A 14,122-nucleotide genomic window follows, 5' to 3' on the forward strand; every position below is an offset into this window, starting at 1 on the left:
GGGGAGCATCACATGACCAACCAACCACATGACAGCCCAGGCGGTCCGGAAGACAAGCCCATCCCCGCGGCAGAAGCCGCATTGGAAGCTGCGCGCGCGCTGCTGCGCACGCCGGCCGCGGCCGATGTGCCGGTGATGGTGTTGCTGGTGGACGATCAGGCCATCGTGGCCGAGGCCATCCGCCAGGCGCTGGCCGGCGAAGAGCGCCTCGACTTCCACTACTGTGCACGTTCGGATGAGGCGATGATTGCCGCCATCCAGACGCGGCCCACTGTCATCCTGCAGGACCTGGTGATGCCGGGCACCGATGGCCTGACGCTGGTGCGCGACTACCGCGCCAACCCGGTGCTGCGCGATGTGCCCATCATCGTGCTGTCCACCAAGGAAGAGCCGGTCATCAAGAGCGCCGCGTTTGCCGCGGGCGCCAATGACTATCTCGTCAAGCTGCCGGACCGCATCGAGCTGCTCGCGCGCATTCGCTACCACTCGCGCTCGTACGTCAACCTGCTGCAGCGCGATGAGGCCTACCGCGCGCTGCGCCAGTCGCAGCAGCAACTGCTGGAAGCCAACCTGGAGCTGCGCCGCCTGACCAACTCCGATGGTCTGACGGGCCTGGCCAACCGCCGCTACCTCGACGAATACCTGAGCGCGGAATGGCGACGCGGCGCGCGCGAAGGGACGACGCTGTCGTTCCTGATGATCGACGTCGACAACTTCAAGCTCTACAACGACAACTACGGCCACGTGGCCGGCGACGAGGTGCTCAAGCGCATCGGCAGCACGGTGGAAGCATGCCTGGGGCGACCCGGCGATCTGGCTGCACGCTTTGGCGGCGAGGAATTTGCCGTGGTGCTGCCCGGCACCAGCCCCGAGGGGTTGAAGATGCTGGCCGAGAAGATTCGCAGCGCGATCGAGGCGCTGCAGGTGCCGCACGCGCATTCGTCCACGGGCGGGTACGTGACGGCCAGCGTGGGTGGCGCGGTGGTCAGCCCGGTGCACGACGTGCCGAACACCACCTTGATCGAAGCCGCCGACCTGGCGCTGTATCAAGCCAAGCACGAAGGCAAGAACCGCTCGGTGGTCGGAGCCGGTGCTGGCGCGGGTCGGGGCGTCTAGGTTTCTGCGAGCTGTCGTTCGACCACAAAGGCCTCGAACGCTGCCGGCGGTACCGGCGGGCAGAACAGGTGGCCTTGCCCGTAGTCGCACCCGGCGGCAACGAGGATGGCCTTCTGCTCTTCGGTCTCGATGCCCTCGGCAATGACCTTGATGCGTAGTGCGTGCGCCATGCTCACGATGGCGCTGCACAGCGCGATGTCCTTCGGGTCATGCGCCAGGCTGCGCACGAACGACTGGTCGATCTTGATGTAGTCGATGTCGAAACGCTTGAGGTACGACAGCGACGAGTACCCGGTGCCGAAATCGTCGAGCGCGATGTCGATGCCGGCGCGCCGGAAATCGTGGAGGTGCTCGACCACCCCTGCGTTGTCTTCCATCAACGAGCCTTCCGTGATCTCGACCACGAGGCTGTGTGGCGGGATGCCTCGACGCTCCACGACCTTGGGCCAGGATTCGGCCGTCGACTGGTGGGCGCGAAACTCCACCGGTGACTTGTTCACCGACACCTGCAGCGTGCTGTCGAGCGTGGCGTGCCAGTGCGTGAGTTGGTCCAAGGCCTGATTCAGGACCCACTTGCCGATCTCGACGATCAGCCCACTGTCTTCGGCCACCGGAATGAAATCCGCCGGATCGATTTCGCCGCGCATCGGGTGCGTCCAGCGGATCAGCGCCTCCGCCTTGCGCACCTTGCCGGTGTGCATGTCGACGATGGGCTGGTAGTGCACCGCAAGCTGGTCTTGCTCCAGTGCCACGCGCAGGTCGCTCGTGATGCGCAAGCGCTCCTGCTCCGCGCGCTGCAGTGCCGGGGTGAAGACGGCCCATTGGTTGCGTCCGGCGCTCTTGGCCGCGAACATGGCCTGATCGGCGCGCACCAGCAACGATTCCGCGCTGTCCGCATCGCGCGGGTACAGCGCCAACCCGATGCTGGCCGATACCTCCACGCTTTCCTCGCCCAGCCGCAGCGGTGCGGCAATGCGTGCCAGCAGGGCGCGGATGATGGGCGTGGCGGTGCCGGCATCGGGCAGGTCCGGCAGGATGATGGTGAACTCGTCGCCGGCCAGCCGCGCGACCGTGTCGGTGCCGCGCACGATGGCCGAGATGCGGCGCGCGATCTCCTTGAGCAGGATGTCGCCCTGGTCGTGGCCAAGGGTGTCGTTCACCTCCTTGAAGCGGTCCAGGTCGATGAACAGCAGCGCCAGCTGCGTGTGCGACTGGTGGGCCCGGGCAATCTCCTGGCGCAGGCGATCGTAGAACAGGTGCCGGTTGGGCAGATCGGTGAGCGTGTCGAAGTTGGCCTGCCGCCAGATGACCTCTTCCGCGCGCTTCTTCTCGGTCATGTCGTGGAAGAGCGCCACGCGGCGCGGCTCGCCCAGCGTGCTGCCTGCATAGGTGTCGATGGTCAGCAAGGCCGGGAACTCGCTGCCGTCTTTGCGGCGGATCAGGTATTCGCCGCTCCACGTGCCTTTGTCGGCAACGGCCGTGCGCATGGCATCGATGACCGTGCTCTCGTTGCACTCGGAACGGATGGCTTCGCTGGACTGCCCCTTGAACTCCCGCGCGCCGTAGCCCGTTGTGACGGTAAAGGCCGGGTTGACGTCGACCACCTCGCCGTCGAGCGTCGTCACCATCATCGCTTCGCTGCTCGACGCGTAGACGAGCGAGGCCATGCGCATCTCTTCCAGGTGCCGCTTGCGCTCAGCCATCTGCCGGCGCAGCGTGAGATACAGCAGCCCGATCAGCAAGGTCGAGGCGACGCCTCCGACCATGGCAGTGTGCCGATACGTTTCGAACGGCTCCAGCACTGATGCGACCGACTCGCCGACCAGGAAGTAGAGCCCGATCTCGGGCACATGGTGATAGCCGATGATGCGCTCGATGCCGTCGGTGCCCGAGACCACGCGGTAGCTGCCCGTTTCCGGCGCACCCGGTTCGTTGAACTGGCGCTTGCGCGGCGGCTTCTCCATGCCGACGGTCGGGTTGGGCACCCGGGCGATGATCAGGCCTGAGTCCTTGATGATGGTGGCCACGCCGTCCTTGCCGACGGTGAGCGTGTTGGCAAAGCCCGCAAACTGCTCCGGGCTGACCGACACCACCACCACGCCCGCAAAGCGCCCGGCCTTGAGAATGGGCCGCGTGAACTGGATCGACCACTTCTTCGAGACCTTGCCCTGGACCGGGTCGCTGATGAACAGCGCGTCGCGTCCGCCCGATTCCTTGTGCACGCGAAAGTGCTCACGCTGGCTCAGGTCGAGGCGCTCGGTGACGGGGCCGATGCTGGAGTAGAGCAGCATCCCGTTTGCGTCGATCACGGCTACCTGGAAGGTCAGGTCGCGCACCACTTCCTGTCGCTCGTGGATCACCTGCTCGAACACTTCGCGGCCGGCCAGCCAGCTTGCACGCAGGTCGAGCAGGAATTCCGACACGCGCCGCGTGCTGCCGAGCGAGTACTCGCCAAAGGCTTGCGCTTCGACTTCGGTCCGGGCTTCCGCATCGCGGATCAGGCGGTCGTGCTCTTTCGTGAGTTGGTGGAACGTGAACCACCAGATGAAGACCAGGCATGCCACCGCCCCGAGGTTGAGCGGTGACAGCAGCCCGCGCAGCCCAAGGGCGCCCCCTGGCCGCCACCGCCGCCCTGACGTCGTGCCATCTAAAGCCTTCGATTGCGCCGCGGCCATCCCCACTCCAGGGTGTGCTTATCCATGTGTCTCCGGGGCCAGTCGTCTCTGGGGGACGTCTTGCGGCCCGGGGTCTCGGCAACTCCATGCACATCACTCTATATCGGAGCAGATCACATGTGTCTTAAGCCAAACGGTAGGGGGGAGGCGGGAGAAACGCAATCGTTTGCCCGGACACGCGCTTCTTGGGGCTGGTGTTTGGGCGCAACGTTTCGCCGTGGCGGGTTCAGCGCATATTGTCGAGCACGCCGCGCGCCCGGGCGCGGGGGAGGTTGGCAACGGGCGCGGTGCCTACCTCGCCTGAGGTACGCGCCGCCATGCACCTGCGAATCACCGCCCAGTACGACGGTGCGACGCAGCGGGCGTGCGCGTAGTAGCCACGCTGTGTCAGCAACCGGTGCAGGGCCGGCAGCCGATAGGATGGCACGCTCGCAGCCAGGTGGTGTTCAACGTGAAAGTTCACCCGGTTCGGGCCGATGAGCAGCCGCCCGAGCGGTCCGGCCAGCGTGGTACCGGTGTTCTCGCGCGGGTCGCGCGAGAGGTGGTTGGGCACGCCGCCGTGCTCGCTCATCACCCGCACGCGCACCAGCAGCGGAAACACGAACACCATGCCAATCCACCAGCAGGCATAGACCTGCGGAACGCCCAGCGCCCACAGCGTGCCGAGCAGCACGCCATGCGAGACCAGGACCGGGGCGGTGGTCTTCCAGTGGAAGGTCTGTACCTGATAGACGAGGTTCTTCACGCCGTTGATGCCCGACACGTCTCGCAGGAGCTTGCGGGCAAGGCTCGCCCGTGTGGCGGGGTAGCCTTGCACGAAGGCGAGGTCAGGGTCATTGGCGGTGCCGGCGGTGCGGTGATGTTCCAGGTGGCCTTTGCGATACGCCTGGTAGGGCACGTTGGGCAGGCCGCCGAACAGCCACGTGCCCGCCCATTCGTTCATGCGCCGTGAGCGGAAGAACGCCAGATGTGCCGTGTCATGCGTGAGGATGCCCAGCCCCAACGCACGCCCGGCCAGCACGACAGACGCCACACCCCACGCAAGCGGATGCGGCCACACGGCAGGCAGCGCAAACGCCGCGGCAATCAACGCAAAGTTGACCGCCGTGACCCACCATGCGTGCCAGTCCGACGGCGTGGCCAGCACCTTCAGCTCGGTCTTGTCGATGACGTGCAGGACGGACATCGCGCGGCTCCCGTATTTGTTGGTGTCGATCAGCGTGCGTAGAACACAGCCTGCCGCGCTGCCATGTCGCGCAACAGCGCGGGTGGTGTAAAGCGGCGACCATGTTCGGCAGCCAGCCGATCGCACAGCGCAACGAAGGCACCCACGCCCACGCGGTGGATGTGCGATACCGGCCCGCCCCGGAACGCCGGGAAGCCCCAGCCGAGCAACGCACCCACATCGGCATCGCGCGGGTCCGTCACCACGCGTTCGTCCAGACAGCGCGCGGTTTCCACAGCCTGCACGGTGATGAGGCGGTCGACGAGGGTTTGCACATCGGGCTGCGTGGCGGCTTTGGGGTATTCCGTGGCCAACCCTGGCCACAGCGCCTTCTTGCCGCCCTCGGGATAGTTGTAGAAGCCTTGGCCAGCCTTGCGGCCGATGCGGCCCAGCGCCACCATGCGCTCGGCCACGGTTTCGCCCGGGCGCTCGATGTAGGCGATGCCCAGGTCAGCGCGGGTCTGCTGGTTGACCTTGTGGATCAGCTCGCTCGACACCTCATCGATGAGCGCAAGCGGCCCGACCGGCATGCCGGCCTGCATGCCGGCGTTCTCGATCAGTGCGGGGGCAATGCCTTCGCTCAGCATCGCCAGGCCTTCGAGCACGTAGGTGGAGAACACGCGGCTCGTGTAGAAGCCCCGGCTGTCGTTGACGACGATGGGCGTCATGCCGATGGCTTTGACGTAGTCGAGCGCCTGTGCCAGCGTGGCCTGCGTGGTCTGCCGCGCGACGATCACTTCCACCAGCGGCATCTTGTCGACCGGCGAGAAGAAGTGCAGCCCGATGAAGTTGCCTGGCCGCTGACTCGCTTCCGCCAGCCCGGTGATCGGCAGCGTGGACGTGTTGGACGCGAAGATGGCATCGGGTGACAGCACGGCCTCGGCCTGCCGCGTGACATCGGCCTTGATGTCGCGCTGCTCGAACACGGCTTCGATGACGAGTTCGGCGCCGTCCAGATCGGCATAGCGCGTGGTGGGTTTGATGCGTGCGAGCAGCGCTTCGGCCTGCTCAGCATGCAGGCGGCCGCGCTGTACCTGTTTCTCGACCAGCTGGCGCGAGTAGTCTTTGCCGCGCTCGGCGGCTTCCTGCGTGCTGTCGAGCAGCACGACGGGCAACCCCGCCTTGGCGGTGACGTAGGCAATGCCGGCACCCATCATGCCCGCGCCCAGCACGCCCACCTTGGCATAGCGGCGCACCGGTACATCCGCCGGGCGCGCAGCCAGTTTGTTGGCCGCGTTCAGGCTGAAGAAGAGGGTACGGATCATCGCGCGTGCCTCGGGCGAGAGCACGGCCTGCACGAAGTAGCGCGCCTCGGTCTTCAGGCCCGTATCGAGATCGGTGATGAGGCCTTCGTACACGCACGACAGGATGCTGGCGGCGGCCGGGTAGTTGCCGTAGGTCTTCCGCCGCAGCATGGCGTTGGCAGCCGTGAATAGCTGCTGCACGGCGGGGCTGGAGATGCCGCCACCGGGCACCTTGTAGCCCTTGATGTCCCACGGTTGCTGCGCGCGGGTTTGGCCTTCGCTCAGGAGCCACGTGCGTGCGGCGTCGGCTTCTTCTCCGGCATTGACCACCGCGTCGACGATGCCGAGCTTGAGCGCGTCAGCGGACTTGATGCGCTTGCCTTCCAGCAGCATCGGCAGCGCCTTCTGCGCGCCAATCAAACGCGGCAGGCGCTGCGTGCCGCCACCGCCCGGCAGCAGCCCCAGCGTGACTTCCGGCAAGCCGAAGCGCGCACGTGCGTTGTCGGCCGCAACGCGGTAGTGGCAGGCGAGCGCAATCTCCAGCCCGCCGCCCAGCGTGGAGCCGGGCAGGGCAGCCGCCACGGGTTTGCCGCAGGTTTCCAGCTTGCGCAGCGCGCGGTGCAGTTCGCACGTGCGATCGAACAGCGTGGCTGCGTCGTCGCTGGCCTGCAGCCATTCAAGGTCGCCGCCGGCAATGAAGTCCGGCTTGGCGGAGGTGATGAGGATGCCTTTGACGTTGGCATCCGCAATCACCTTGTCGATGGCAGCGAAGAAGGCGGCGCAGGTCTCTCCGCTGAGCACGTTCTGTGCGCGGCCCGGCTGGTTCCACGAGAGCGTGGCGATGCCGTCGGCGTCGATGGTGATGTCGATCATGTCTGCGCTCCCTTAGATGCGTTCGATGATGGTGGCGGTGCCCATGCCCGCGCCCACGCACAGCGTGGCCAGGCCCGTGCTGGCGCCCCGGCGCTCCAGCTCGTCGAGCAGCGTGCCGAGGATCATGGCGCCCGTCGCGCCCAGCGGATGCCCCATCGCGATGGCCCCGCCGTTGACGTTGATGCGGTCGTGCGGCACGGCCATGACCTCCATGAAGCGCAGTACCACGGAGGCGAAGGCTTCGTTGAGTTCGTACAGGTCGATGTCCGACGCACGCATGCCGGCGCGCTTGAGCGCCTTCTCGGCGGCGTAGGAGGGGCCCGTCAGCATGATTGACGGCTCCGAGCCGATGCTTGCAAAGCTGCGGATGCGCGCGCGCGGCTTGAGGCCCGCGCGCTGGCCAGCCTCGCGGCTGCCGATCAGCACGGCTGCGGCGCCGTCGACGATGCCCGAGCTGTTGCCGGCGTGGTGCACGTGTTCGATGCGCTCCAGCTGCGGATAGCGCTGGCGGATCACGGCGTCGAAGCCGTACTGCTCTCCGAGTTCCGCAAACGACGGTTTGAGTTGCGCGAGCGTGTCTACGGTGGTCTGCGGGCGGATCATCTCGTCGCGCTCGAGGATGGTGAGGCCGTTCTGGTCGCGCACCGGCACGATGGAGCCGGTGAACCGGCCTGCCGTGGCCGCGGCATGTGCGCGGCGATGGCTCTCGGCGGCGTAGGCGTCGACATCGCGGCGGCTGTAGCCAGACTGGGTGGCGATGGTGTCGGCTGACACGCCCTGCGGCACGAAGTACAGCGGAATGGCTGCGGCCGGATCGACCGGCCACGCGCCGCCGCTCGCGCCCATCGGCACGCGCGACATGCTCTCCACGCCGCCGCCGATGGCGAAGTCGCTCTGCCCGGCCATTACCTGCGCGGCGGCCATATTGCAGGCCTCCAGGCCGGAAGCGCAGAAGCGGTTGATTTGCACGCCAGCGGTCGTCTCGGCATAGCCGGCGGCGAGCACCGCCACGCGGCCGATGCAGGCGCCTTGTTCGCCCACGGGTTCCACGCAGCCGAGCACCACGTCATCCACCAGCGCGGTGTCGAGCTGATTGCGATCACGGATGGCGCGCAGCGCGGTGGCGGCCAGGCGCAGCGGCGTGACGCCGTGCAGGCTGCCATCTTTTTTTCCCTTGCCGCGCGGCGTGCGCACGGCGTCGTAGATATAGGCTTCCATACGGTTCGATCCTTGGTGTCGTACTCGTCAAAGGGTGCGGGCGATCAGCTCTTTCATGATCTCGTTGGTGCCGCCGTAGATCTGCTGCACGCGCGAATCGGCCCACGCGCGGGCGATGGGGTATTCCCACATGTAGCCGTAGCCGCCGTGCAGTTGTACGCAGCGGTCCATGACCTTGAACTGCAGGTCGGTCGTCCAGTACTTGGCCATCGATGCGGTGGCCGCATCGAGCTTGCCGGCCAGCTTCAACGCAATGCACTGGTCGACAAACACGCGGCCGATCTGCACTTCGGTTTTCAACTCCGCCAGCGTGTGGCGTGCGGTCTGGAAATCGAGGATGGATTTGCCGAAAGCCTGGCGCTCGCGCACATAGCGCAGCGTCCAGTCGAGCGCGCCTTCTGCGGATGCAATGGCGCTGATGGCGATCTGCAGACGCTCCCACGGCAGCTCCTGCATCAGGTACGCAAAGCCGCGATGCTCTTCGCCCAGCAGGTTGGCGGCGGGCACGCGCACGTTGTCGAAGAACAGCTCTGCCGTGTCCTGTGCCTTCATGCCAACCTTTTTCAGGCGCTTGCCCTTGCTGAAGCCATCCATGCTCGTGTCCACCACGAACAGGCTCGTGCCCTTGGCGCCGCCTTCCGGCGTGGTGCGTGCGACGACGATCACCACATCGGCGTGCCAGCCGTTGGTGATGAAGATCTTCGAGCCGTTGAGCACGTAGTGGTCGCCGTCGCTGCTGCGTGTCGCGCTGGTGCGCACGCCTTGCAGGTCGGAGCCGGCGCCGGGCTCGGTCATGGCAATCGCGCCGATCATCTCCGCGCTCGCCAGCTTGGGCAGGTAGTGCTGCTTGAGCGCCTCGCTGCCGTAGTGCAGCAGGTAGGGGGCGACGATTTCCGAGTGCAGGCCAAAGCCCAGGCCGGTGGCACCCGCGCGGGCGATCTCTTCCATCAGCACCGTGCTGTAGCGGATGTCGGCACCGGCGCCACCGTACGCCTCGGGCATGCTGGCGCAGTGGTAGCCGGCGGCAGCGGCTTGCTCCCAGATGGCGCGGTCAACGTAACCCTGGTCTTCCCAGCGCTCGTGGTGGGGCAGGACTTCTGCATCGATGAAGCGGCGGACGGATTCGCGAAAGGTGTCGTGTTCTGCGTCGAACAGCGTGCGGGCAATCATGACGGCTCCGGGTGAGGGGCGGATGGTTGCCGTATTTCAGCAAGCGCGTGACAATTTCGGTTGATTTGAATCGCCACGTTCTTGATATGAATCGCCAGTCGAAAGCCGCCTCCAAACGCTCGCACCGTCCCGAGCGCGCCCGCATCGCTATCCTGCTGCCGCCGCGCCTGTTTGCGGGCTACGTGTTCCTCACGCAGGAGATGTTGCTGGTGGCTGGCACCATGCAGGCGCGCAGCGTAGATGTGATGGGCAGCCGGTTGTTTGAGATCGATCTGCTGTCGGCAGACGGGCAACCCGCCATCAGTTTTGCCGACATGGCCGTGCCGGCGAGTGGCGGATTGCGCACGGCCGGCCCGCATGACGTGGTGATCGTGCCCGGCCAGTTTGCGCCGCAAGCGGGGCTGGAAGGCGAGGAGGCGCTATTTGCCGATTGGCTGCGCGCGCAATACGACGCCGGTGCGCTGGTGGTCGGCCTGAATGCCGCACCGCTGTTCGCCAAGGCGGGCTTGCTCGACGGCCGCCGCGCAACAGGGCTGGCGAGCGAGCGCGCCTGGTTCGCCCGACACTTTCCCGATGTGCAGTACACGCCGGACAAGCCACTCGTGGTGGATGGCCGCCTCATCACCGTGAGCGGGGTCAACCCGGCCGTGGATGCGTGCGCCTATGTGATAGACCACTGCCGAGGTGCGGGCGCATCGCGGCGTCTGTTGCGTACGGCGCTCACGCAGTCGCTGCCGTCTTACGAGCACATGGCTGTGTGGACGGCGCAGTTCAAGCGCCACGGCGATGCGGCCGTGCTGGCCATCCAGGAGATCGTGGAACGGGAGTTGGCAGCACCGCCCACGTTGGCGGAGCTGGCCGCCCAGGCGGCGATGAGTGAGCGGACCCTGACACGCCGCTTTTCCGCCGCCACCGGCAGCAACCTGCGGCGTTACGCGGCGGCGTTAAGGCTGGAGCTGGCGGCCTTCCTGTTGCGCACCGGCAGGCAGTCGCTGGATCACATTGCGGATGAATGCGGTTTTGGCAGCGTCAGTGCGCTCAGCCGTGCGTTTGCAGCGGGCTACGGCAGCAGCCCGCTGCGTTACCGGGCGCAACAGCGGGGTGGCCCGGCGTAAGTGCTCGCGTACACATCACGGACGAAACAGGTCGTAGCCGGCCAGCAGCACAACACCTGCCAATGCCGTGAGCGCCAGCGAATGTTGGCCGAAATACAGCAACGCGGCGGCCAGCCAGCTGGCCGCAAAAAAAGCACTCATGCGGTTCATGATCACCCCTGATTGTTATGTGAATGGAGCGGCGTGTTCGGCACATCGCGTGTATCACGCGTGCTGGAAGCGATACTCCTGGGTCTTGCCGCCGTAGCCATACGCTGCAGCGCGGACGTCCTGTACATAGATATAGGACTCCTCGTGCAGATTGCCGAGCAACGCCGCAAAAGCCTCGAACGCCTCGGCGATGTACTGCGCCTTCTCCGCCTTGGTGTTGGTTTCGTCCGTGACCTTGATGTCGAAATAGACGCTGTGCTTGCCCTGCGCAGCGAGCGTCTGCCCGCCGACAATCCAGTCCGCCGGGTCGACGTAGTCGATGGCGATGGCCGTGACTTTGGGGTCTTTGCCGAGGATGCGGGAGGTGAGTTCCAGCAGCGTGGTGGAAATCTTCTGCGTCATTTGCGCAGAACGCTGGGCACTGACTTTGACGTGGAGGATCGGCATGATAGCTTCCTTTATTGGTTAGCAATGCAACTATATGAGCCAAAAAAAAACGCTCAGCTCAGGGTTGAGCGCACACCTCGGATTTTCGACACCGTATCGGTGAACTCCGCACTGCCCAACACGCGCTTTAGGCGGGCAGTGACTGCACCACTGGCCTCGTTCAGTGCCGCCCCGATCTTCATTGCCTCGGGCGTCGGGAAGATCGCAGTCTCGCGGCCGTCGGCTTCTGTCTTGCGGCGCTCGATCAGGCCCTTGGCTTCCAGGCCATCCAGCGCACGCGTTGCCGTGGGGCGCGTGACGGACATCGCTTCCGATAGCTCGCTTTGCAGCATGCCTGGGCGGTCGACGATCGCTCTCAACATGAAGCCTTGTGGAGGTGTCAGGTCGAAGGGGGCGAAGGCATCTGCCCAGACGCGTTCCAGCTTGCGGGCCAGTGCGGAGGTGTTGAAGTAGAGGCAGTGGTCAAACATGGTGAGTTGGATGGTAGGTATTTTTAGTTAGATATGCAACTTGTTTTTGGTTTTGTTGTTGGTCCATCTCTCGTATCGTCCCCTGCCGGGGCCGAAAGGGAGGCAAACCACCAAGACCAAGAATCAAAAATAAACCGTAGCACTAGCCCGGAACGTCCGCGGCGCGCCCTGCGCCAGAATGAACCCCCAACTCGGCAACCAATACTTTTCATTGGTCAGGTTGTCGACATTGAACCGCAACGTCACAGGTTTGCCACCCACCTTGGTGGAATACCGCGCCCCCATATCAAACGTGTGATACCCCGGCACGATATTGCTGTTGTTGGCCTCCAACGCCGAGTTGCCGACGTACTGGCCGCCGGCAGACAGCACCAGCCCCGGCATCGCAGGCACTGCATATTCCACATACGCCGTCGCCTTGAACCGCGGTGATCCGTACGCACGCTTGCCAAGCACCGAGACATCGGACTCTGTGTTCTCGGAGTCCATGAACAGCAACCCGCCCAGCACCGTCCAGTCACGCGCGATCTTGCCCCGTGCGCTCAACTCCAGGCCGCGGTAGCGCGTCATGCCGTCTTGCGTGTAGACGTTGTCCGGACGCAGGTATGCCAGGCCCCGCTGCACCTGGAACAGCGCCGCACCCAGGGTCCAGTCGTGCAACTCCGCCTTGGCGCCCACCTCGTATTGCTTGCTCTTGAGCGGGCCGAACACGGTACCGGCGTTCAGCGCCGTGATGGGCGCGCTGGCACCCGCCTCAAGCGATTCCACATAGCTCGCATACAGCGTCATCGGCTGCACGGGTTTGAACATCAGCGCCAGTGTGGGCGTGATCGGTTCGCGGTCGTACTTGGCCGAGATGCTGCCACTCGGCGTGTAGCCGGTCTGGCTGAAGCGCGTGTAGCGCAGGCCGCCGAGCACCGACCACTGTTCGTTGAACTTGACGGTATCGCTGGCGAAGACCGAGGTCTGGTTGATCTTCGACGTGCGGTACATCCCCTCCGATGAAGGCGCCCGCATCAACTGCGCACCCGACGACACGAAGACCGATGGGTTGTACAGGTTGCCTGTGCCGAGGAAGGTGGAAGCGAAGCCGGTAGTAGCCTGCGTCAGGCTCTGCCACGACGTGCCGACCACCAGTTCATGCTCGATCGAACCCGTGCGTACCTTGCCATTGGCCATCACCTGCGCTTGGCTGTATGCATAACGCTGATACGAGCCATATTGCAGCTCGCTGAAGGTGCCGGCGTTGTCGGTCAGCTGGATGGCGCTGTCGGCGTTGCCGCGGTTCTGCTGCGTGTAGCGGTACGACGCGCGTACGTTCCAGTCGGGCGCGGCGGCCCAGTTCAGTTCGGTGCCGACGGACTTGATTTCGGTTTCGTAGTACGAACCGCGCGAGGCCACACGCTGGCTGCCGTCAATGGCGCGCGGCGTGCGCACGAACTCGCTGACCGGCACGCCAAAGTCCTGCCCGGGGATGATGCCGTAGTACGCGCCCTGCACGTTGCGCTGCATATAAAGGCCGTCGAACGACCATTGCAGATCGGGCGTGATGCGCGCATCGAGCGCGAGTGATGCGGAGTCGCGCTTGATATGGCCACCGTCGACAAAGGTGTCGCCTTCTTCATGCACCGCGCCAAGGCGCGCGCCCAGTGCCTTGGTGGGGCCGAAGCGGCTGCCCAGGTCGATCGATTCCTTGAGTGTGCCGCCGCTGGTATAGCCGAACGTGGCGCTGCCGCCAAAGGTGTTGGTCGGGCGCTTGGTGACGAAGTTGGCAATGCCGCCCGGCGTGCCGAAGCCGTACATGAAACCCGACAGGCCCTTGAGCAGTTCCACGCGCTCGAAGTGCTCCAGCGGCACATCGCTGCCCCAGTTGGGCACGGCCATGCCGTCGATCTTGTAGCCCTCCAGCAAGTCGAGCTGCAGGCCGCGGATGGTGATGTTCGATGCCTCGCCAATGTAGCCGTCGTTGTTGGCAGTCACGGACGGGTCACCCTTGAACACCTCGCCAATCGTCTGCGCCTGGCGGTTCTGGATCAGCTCCTGCGTGACGACGTTGATGGAGAACGGCGTGTCGAGCAATAGCTTGTCACCCAGCGCGCCGGTGCTGGCCTGCTTGGCCCCGTACGCCGCCGCTTTGCTGGCGGAGATCTGCGTGGCGGGCAGGTCGACCTGGGCCGAGGTCTGTTGAGCCCAGGCGGGTGCGCCCGCGCTCATGGCCGCGAGCATCCAGGCAAGCTGCCGCGCCAGCGGCGTGACGCGCGGACGTATGACACGCGTGCTGCGGCAAAGGGTGGATCGGCGTGAAACGGCGGCTGGCATGTGATGCTCCCCTGAACTGCGTGTCATTGAAAAACGGCGTGCGCGTGCGCACGCATGCCGCTGAACGGCAGGCGTGGGAACGTGCGGGTGGTTGTGGTTT

11 protein-coding genes are annotated in these 14,122 nt (G+C 65.4%); 2 read left to right on the forward strand and 9 right to left on the reverse strand.

Annotated elements, in window-relative coordinates; translation table 11 throughout:
• Window positions 1–12 precede the first annotated feature (12 nt).
• Window positions 13–1,116 carry a diguanylate cyclase domain-containing protein gene (locus tag ACS13N_RS21720; protein WP_438933668.1) on the forward strand — a complete coding sequence of 368 codons (1,104 nt, stop codon included), beginning with the start codon at window positions 13–15 and terminating at the stop codon, window positions 1,114–1,116.
• Here ACS13N_RS21720 and ACS13N_RS21725 read toward each other — a convergent pair.
• The 5 genes from ACS13N_RS21725 to ACS13N_RS21745 form a co-directional block, all read right to left on the reverse strand.
• Window positions 1,113–3,791 carry a bifunctional diguanylate cyclase/phosphodiesterase gene (locus tag ACS13N_RS21725; RefSeq protein WP_438933669.1) on the reverse strand — a complete coding sequence of 893 codons (2,679 nt, stop codon included), beginning with the start codon at window positions 3,789–3,791 and terminating at the stop codon, window positions 1,113–1,115. The two genes, ACS13N_RS21720 and ACS13N_RS21725, sit on opposite strands and share 4 nt — an antisense overlap.
• Before the next feature lie 226 nt (window positions 3,792–4,017).
• A complete protein-coding gene (locus ACS13N_RS21730; RefSeq protein WP_438933670.1) occupies window positions 4,018–4,977 on the reverse strand; it encodes a fatty acid desaturase family protein in 960 nt (319 codons plus the stop codon).
• Between the two features lie 29 nt (window positions 4,978–5,006).
• The gene (locus tag ACS13N_RS21735) at window positions 5,007–7,133 is read right to left on the reverse strand and encodes a 3-hydroxyacyl-CoA dehydrogenase NAD-binding domain-containing protein (RefSeq protein ID WP_438933671.1); all 2,127 of its coding nucleotides are present in this window, start codon (window positions 7,131–7,133) and stop codon (window positions 5,007–5,009) included.
• A gap of 12 nt (window positions 7,134–7,145) precedes the next feature.
• Window positions 7,146–8,351, reverse strand: coding sequence for an acetyl-CoA C-acetyltransferase (locus ACS13N_RS21740; protein WP_438933672.1), 1,206 nt, complete (start codon window positions 8,349–8,351; stop codon window positions 7,146–7,148).
• Window positions 8,352–8,378: 27 nt separating this feature from the next.
• Complete coding sequence (locus ACS13N_RS21745) at window positions 8,379–9,521, reverse strand: acyl-CoA dehydrogenase family protein (RefSeq protein ID WP_438933673.1); 1,143 nt, start codon at window positions 9,519–9,521, stop codon at window positions 8,379–8,381.
• A gap of 86 nt (window positions 9,522–9,607) precedes the next feature.
• On the opposite strand from ACS13N_RS21745, the gene ACS13N_RS21750 reads away from it, so the two are divergent.
• Complete coding sequence (locus tag ACS13N_RS21750; RefSeq protein ID WP_438933674.1) at window positions 9,608–10,636, forward strand: GlxA family transcriptional regulator; 1,029 nt, start codon at window positions 9,608–9,610, stop codon at window positions 10,634–10,636.
• 15 nt (window positions 10,637–10,651) lie between these two features.
• Here ACS13N_RS21750 and ACS13N_RS21755 read toward each other — a convergent pair whose 3' ends face one another.
• The 4 genes from ACS13N_RS21755 to ACS13N_RS21770 all read right to left on the reverse strand — a co-directional run bounded on the left by ACS13N_RS21755 (window position 10,652) and on the right by ACS13N_RS21770 (window position 14,022).
• Window positions 10,652–10,777 (reverse strand): hypothetical protein, encoded by a 126-nt coding sequence (locus ACS13N_RS21755; RefSeq protein WP_269746639.1) that lies wholly within the window; start codon window positions 10,775–10,777, stop codon window positions 10,652–10,654.
• Between the two features lie 63 nt (window positions 10,778–10,840).
• On the reverse strand, window positions 10,841–11,233 hold the full coding sequence (locus ACS13N_RS21760) for a tautomerase family protein (RefSeq protein WP_438933675.1): 393 nt from the start codon (window positions 11,231–11,233) through the stop codon (window positions 10,841–10,843).
• Between the two features lie 53 nt (window positions 11,234–11,286).
• Entirely contained in the window at window positions 11,287–11,703 is a 417-nt protein-coding gene (locus ACS13N_RS21765; protein ID WP_438933676.1) for a MarR family winged helix-turn-helix transcriptional regulator, read from the reverse strand.
• A gap of 123 nt (window positions 11,704–11,826) precedes the next feature.
• Window positions 11,827–14,022, reverse strand: a complete 2,196-nt coding sequence (locus tag ACS13N_RS21770) for a TonB-dependent siderophore receptor (protein WP_438933677.1) — start codon at window positions 14,020–14,022, stop codon at window positions 11,827–11,829.
• Between the last annotated feature and the right edge of the window lie 100 nt (window positions 14,023–14,122).

The organism is Ralstonia sp. 24A2 (assembly GCF_051783885.1).
In the GTDB taxonomy this organism is placed as follows: Bacteria; Pseudomonadota; Gammaproteobacteria; order Burkholderiales; family Burkholderiaceae; genus Ralstonia.

Coding starts and splice junctions, on each gene's coding strand:
- ACS13N_RS21735 (WP_438933671.1), bottom strand. CDS start 7,133: ATGATCGACATCACCATCGACGCCGACGGCATCGCCACGCTCTCGTGG.
- ACS13N_RS21750 (WP_438933674.1), top strand. CDS start 9,608: ATGAATCGCCAGTCGAAAGCCGCCTCCAAACGCTCGCACCGTCCCGAG.
- ACS13N_RS21755 (WP_269746639.1), bottom strand. CDS start 10,777: ATGAGTGCTTTTTTTGCGGCCAGCTGGCTGGCCGCCGCGTTGCTGTAT.
- ACS13N_RS21740 (WP_438933672.1), bottom strand. CDS start 8,351: ATGGAAGCCTATATCTACGACGCCGTGCGCACGCCGCGCGGCAAGGGA.
- ACS13N_RS21765 (WP_438933676.1), bottom strand. CDS start 11,703: ATGTTTGACCACTGCCTCTACTTCAACACCTCCGCACTGGCCCGCAAG.
- ACS13N_RS21745 (WP_438933673.1), bottom strand. CDS start 9,521: ATGATTGCCCGCACGCTGTTCGACGCAGAACACGACACCTTTCGCGAA.
- ACS13N_RS21760 (WP_438933675.1), bottom strand. CDS start 11,233: ATGCCGATCCTCCACGTCAAAGTCAGTGCCCAGCGTTCTGCGCAAATG.
- ACS13N_RS21730 (WP_438933670.1), bottom strand. CDS start 4,977: ATGTCCGTCCTGCACGTCATCGACAAGACCGAGCTGAAGGTGCTGGCC.
- ACS13N_RS21770 (WP_438933677.1), bottom strand. CDS start 14,022: ATGCCAGCCGCCGTTTCACGCCGATCCACCCTTTGCCGCAGCACGCGT.
- ACS13N_RS21725 (WP_438933669.1), bottom strand. CDS start 3,791: ATGGCCGCGGCGCAATCGAAGGCTTTAGATGGCACGACGTCAGGGCGG.
- ACS13N_RS21720 (WP_438933668.1), top strand. CDS start 13: ATGACCAACCAACCACATGACAGCCCAGGCGGTCCGGAAGACAAGCCC.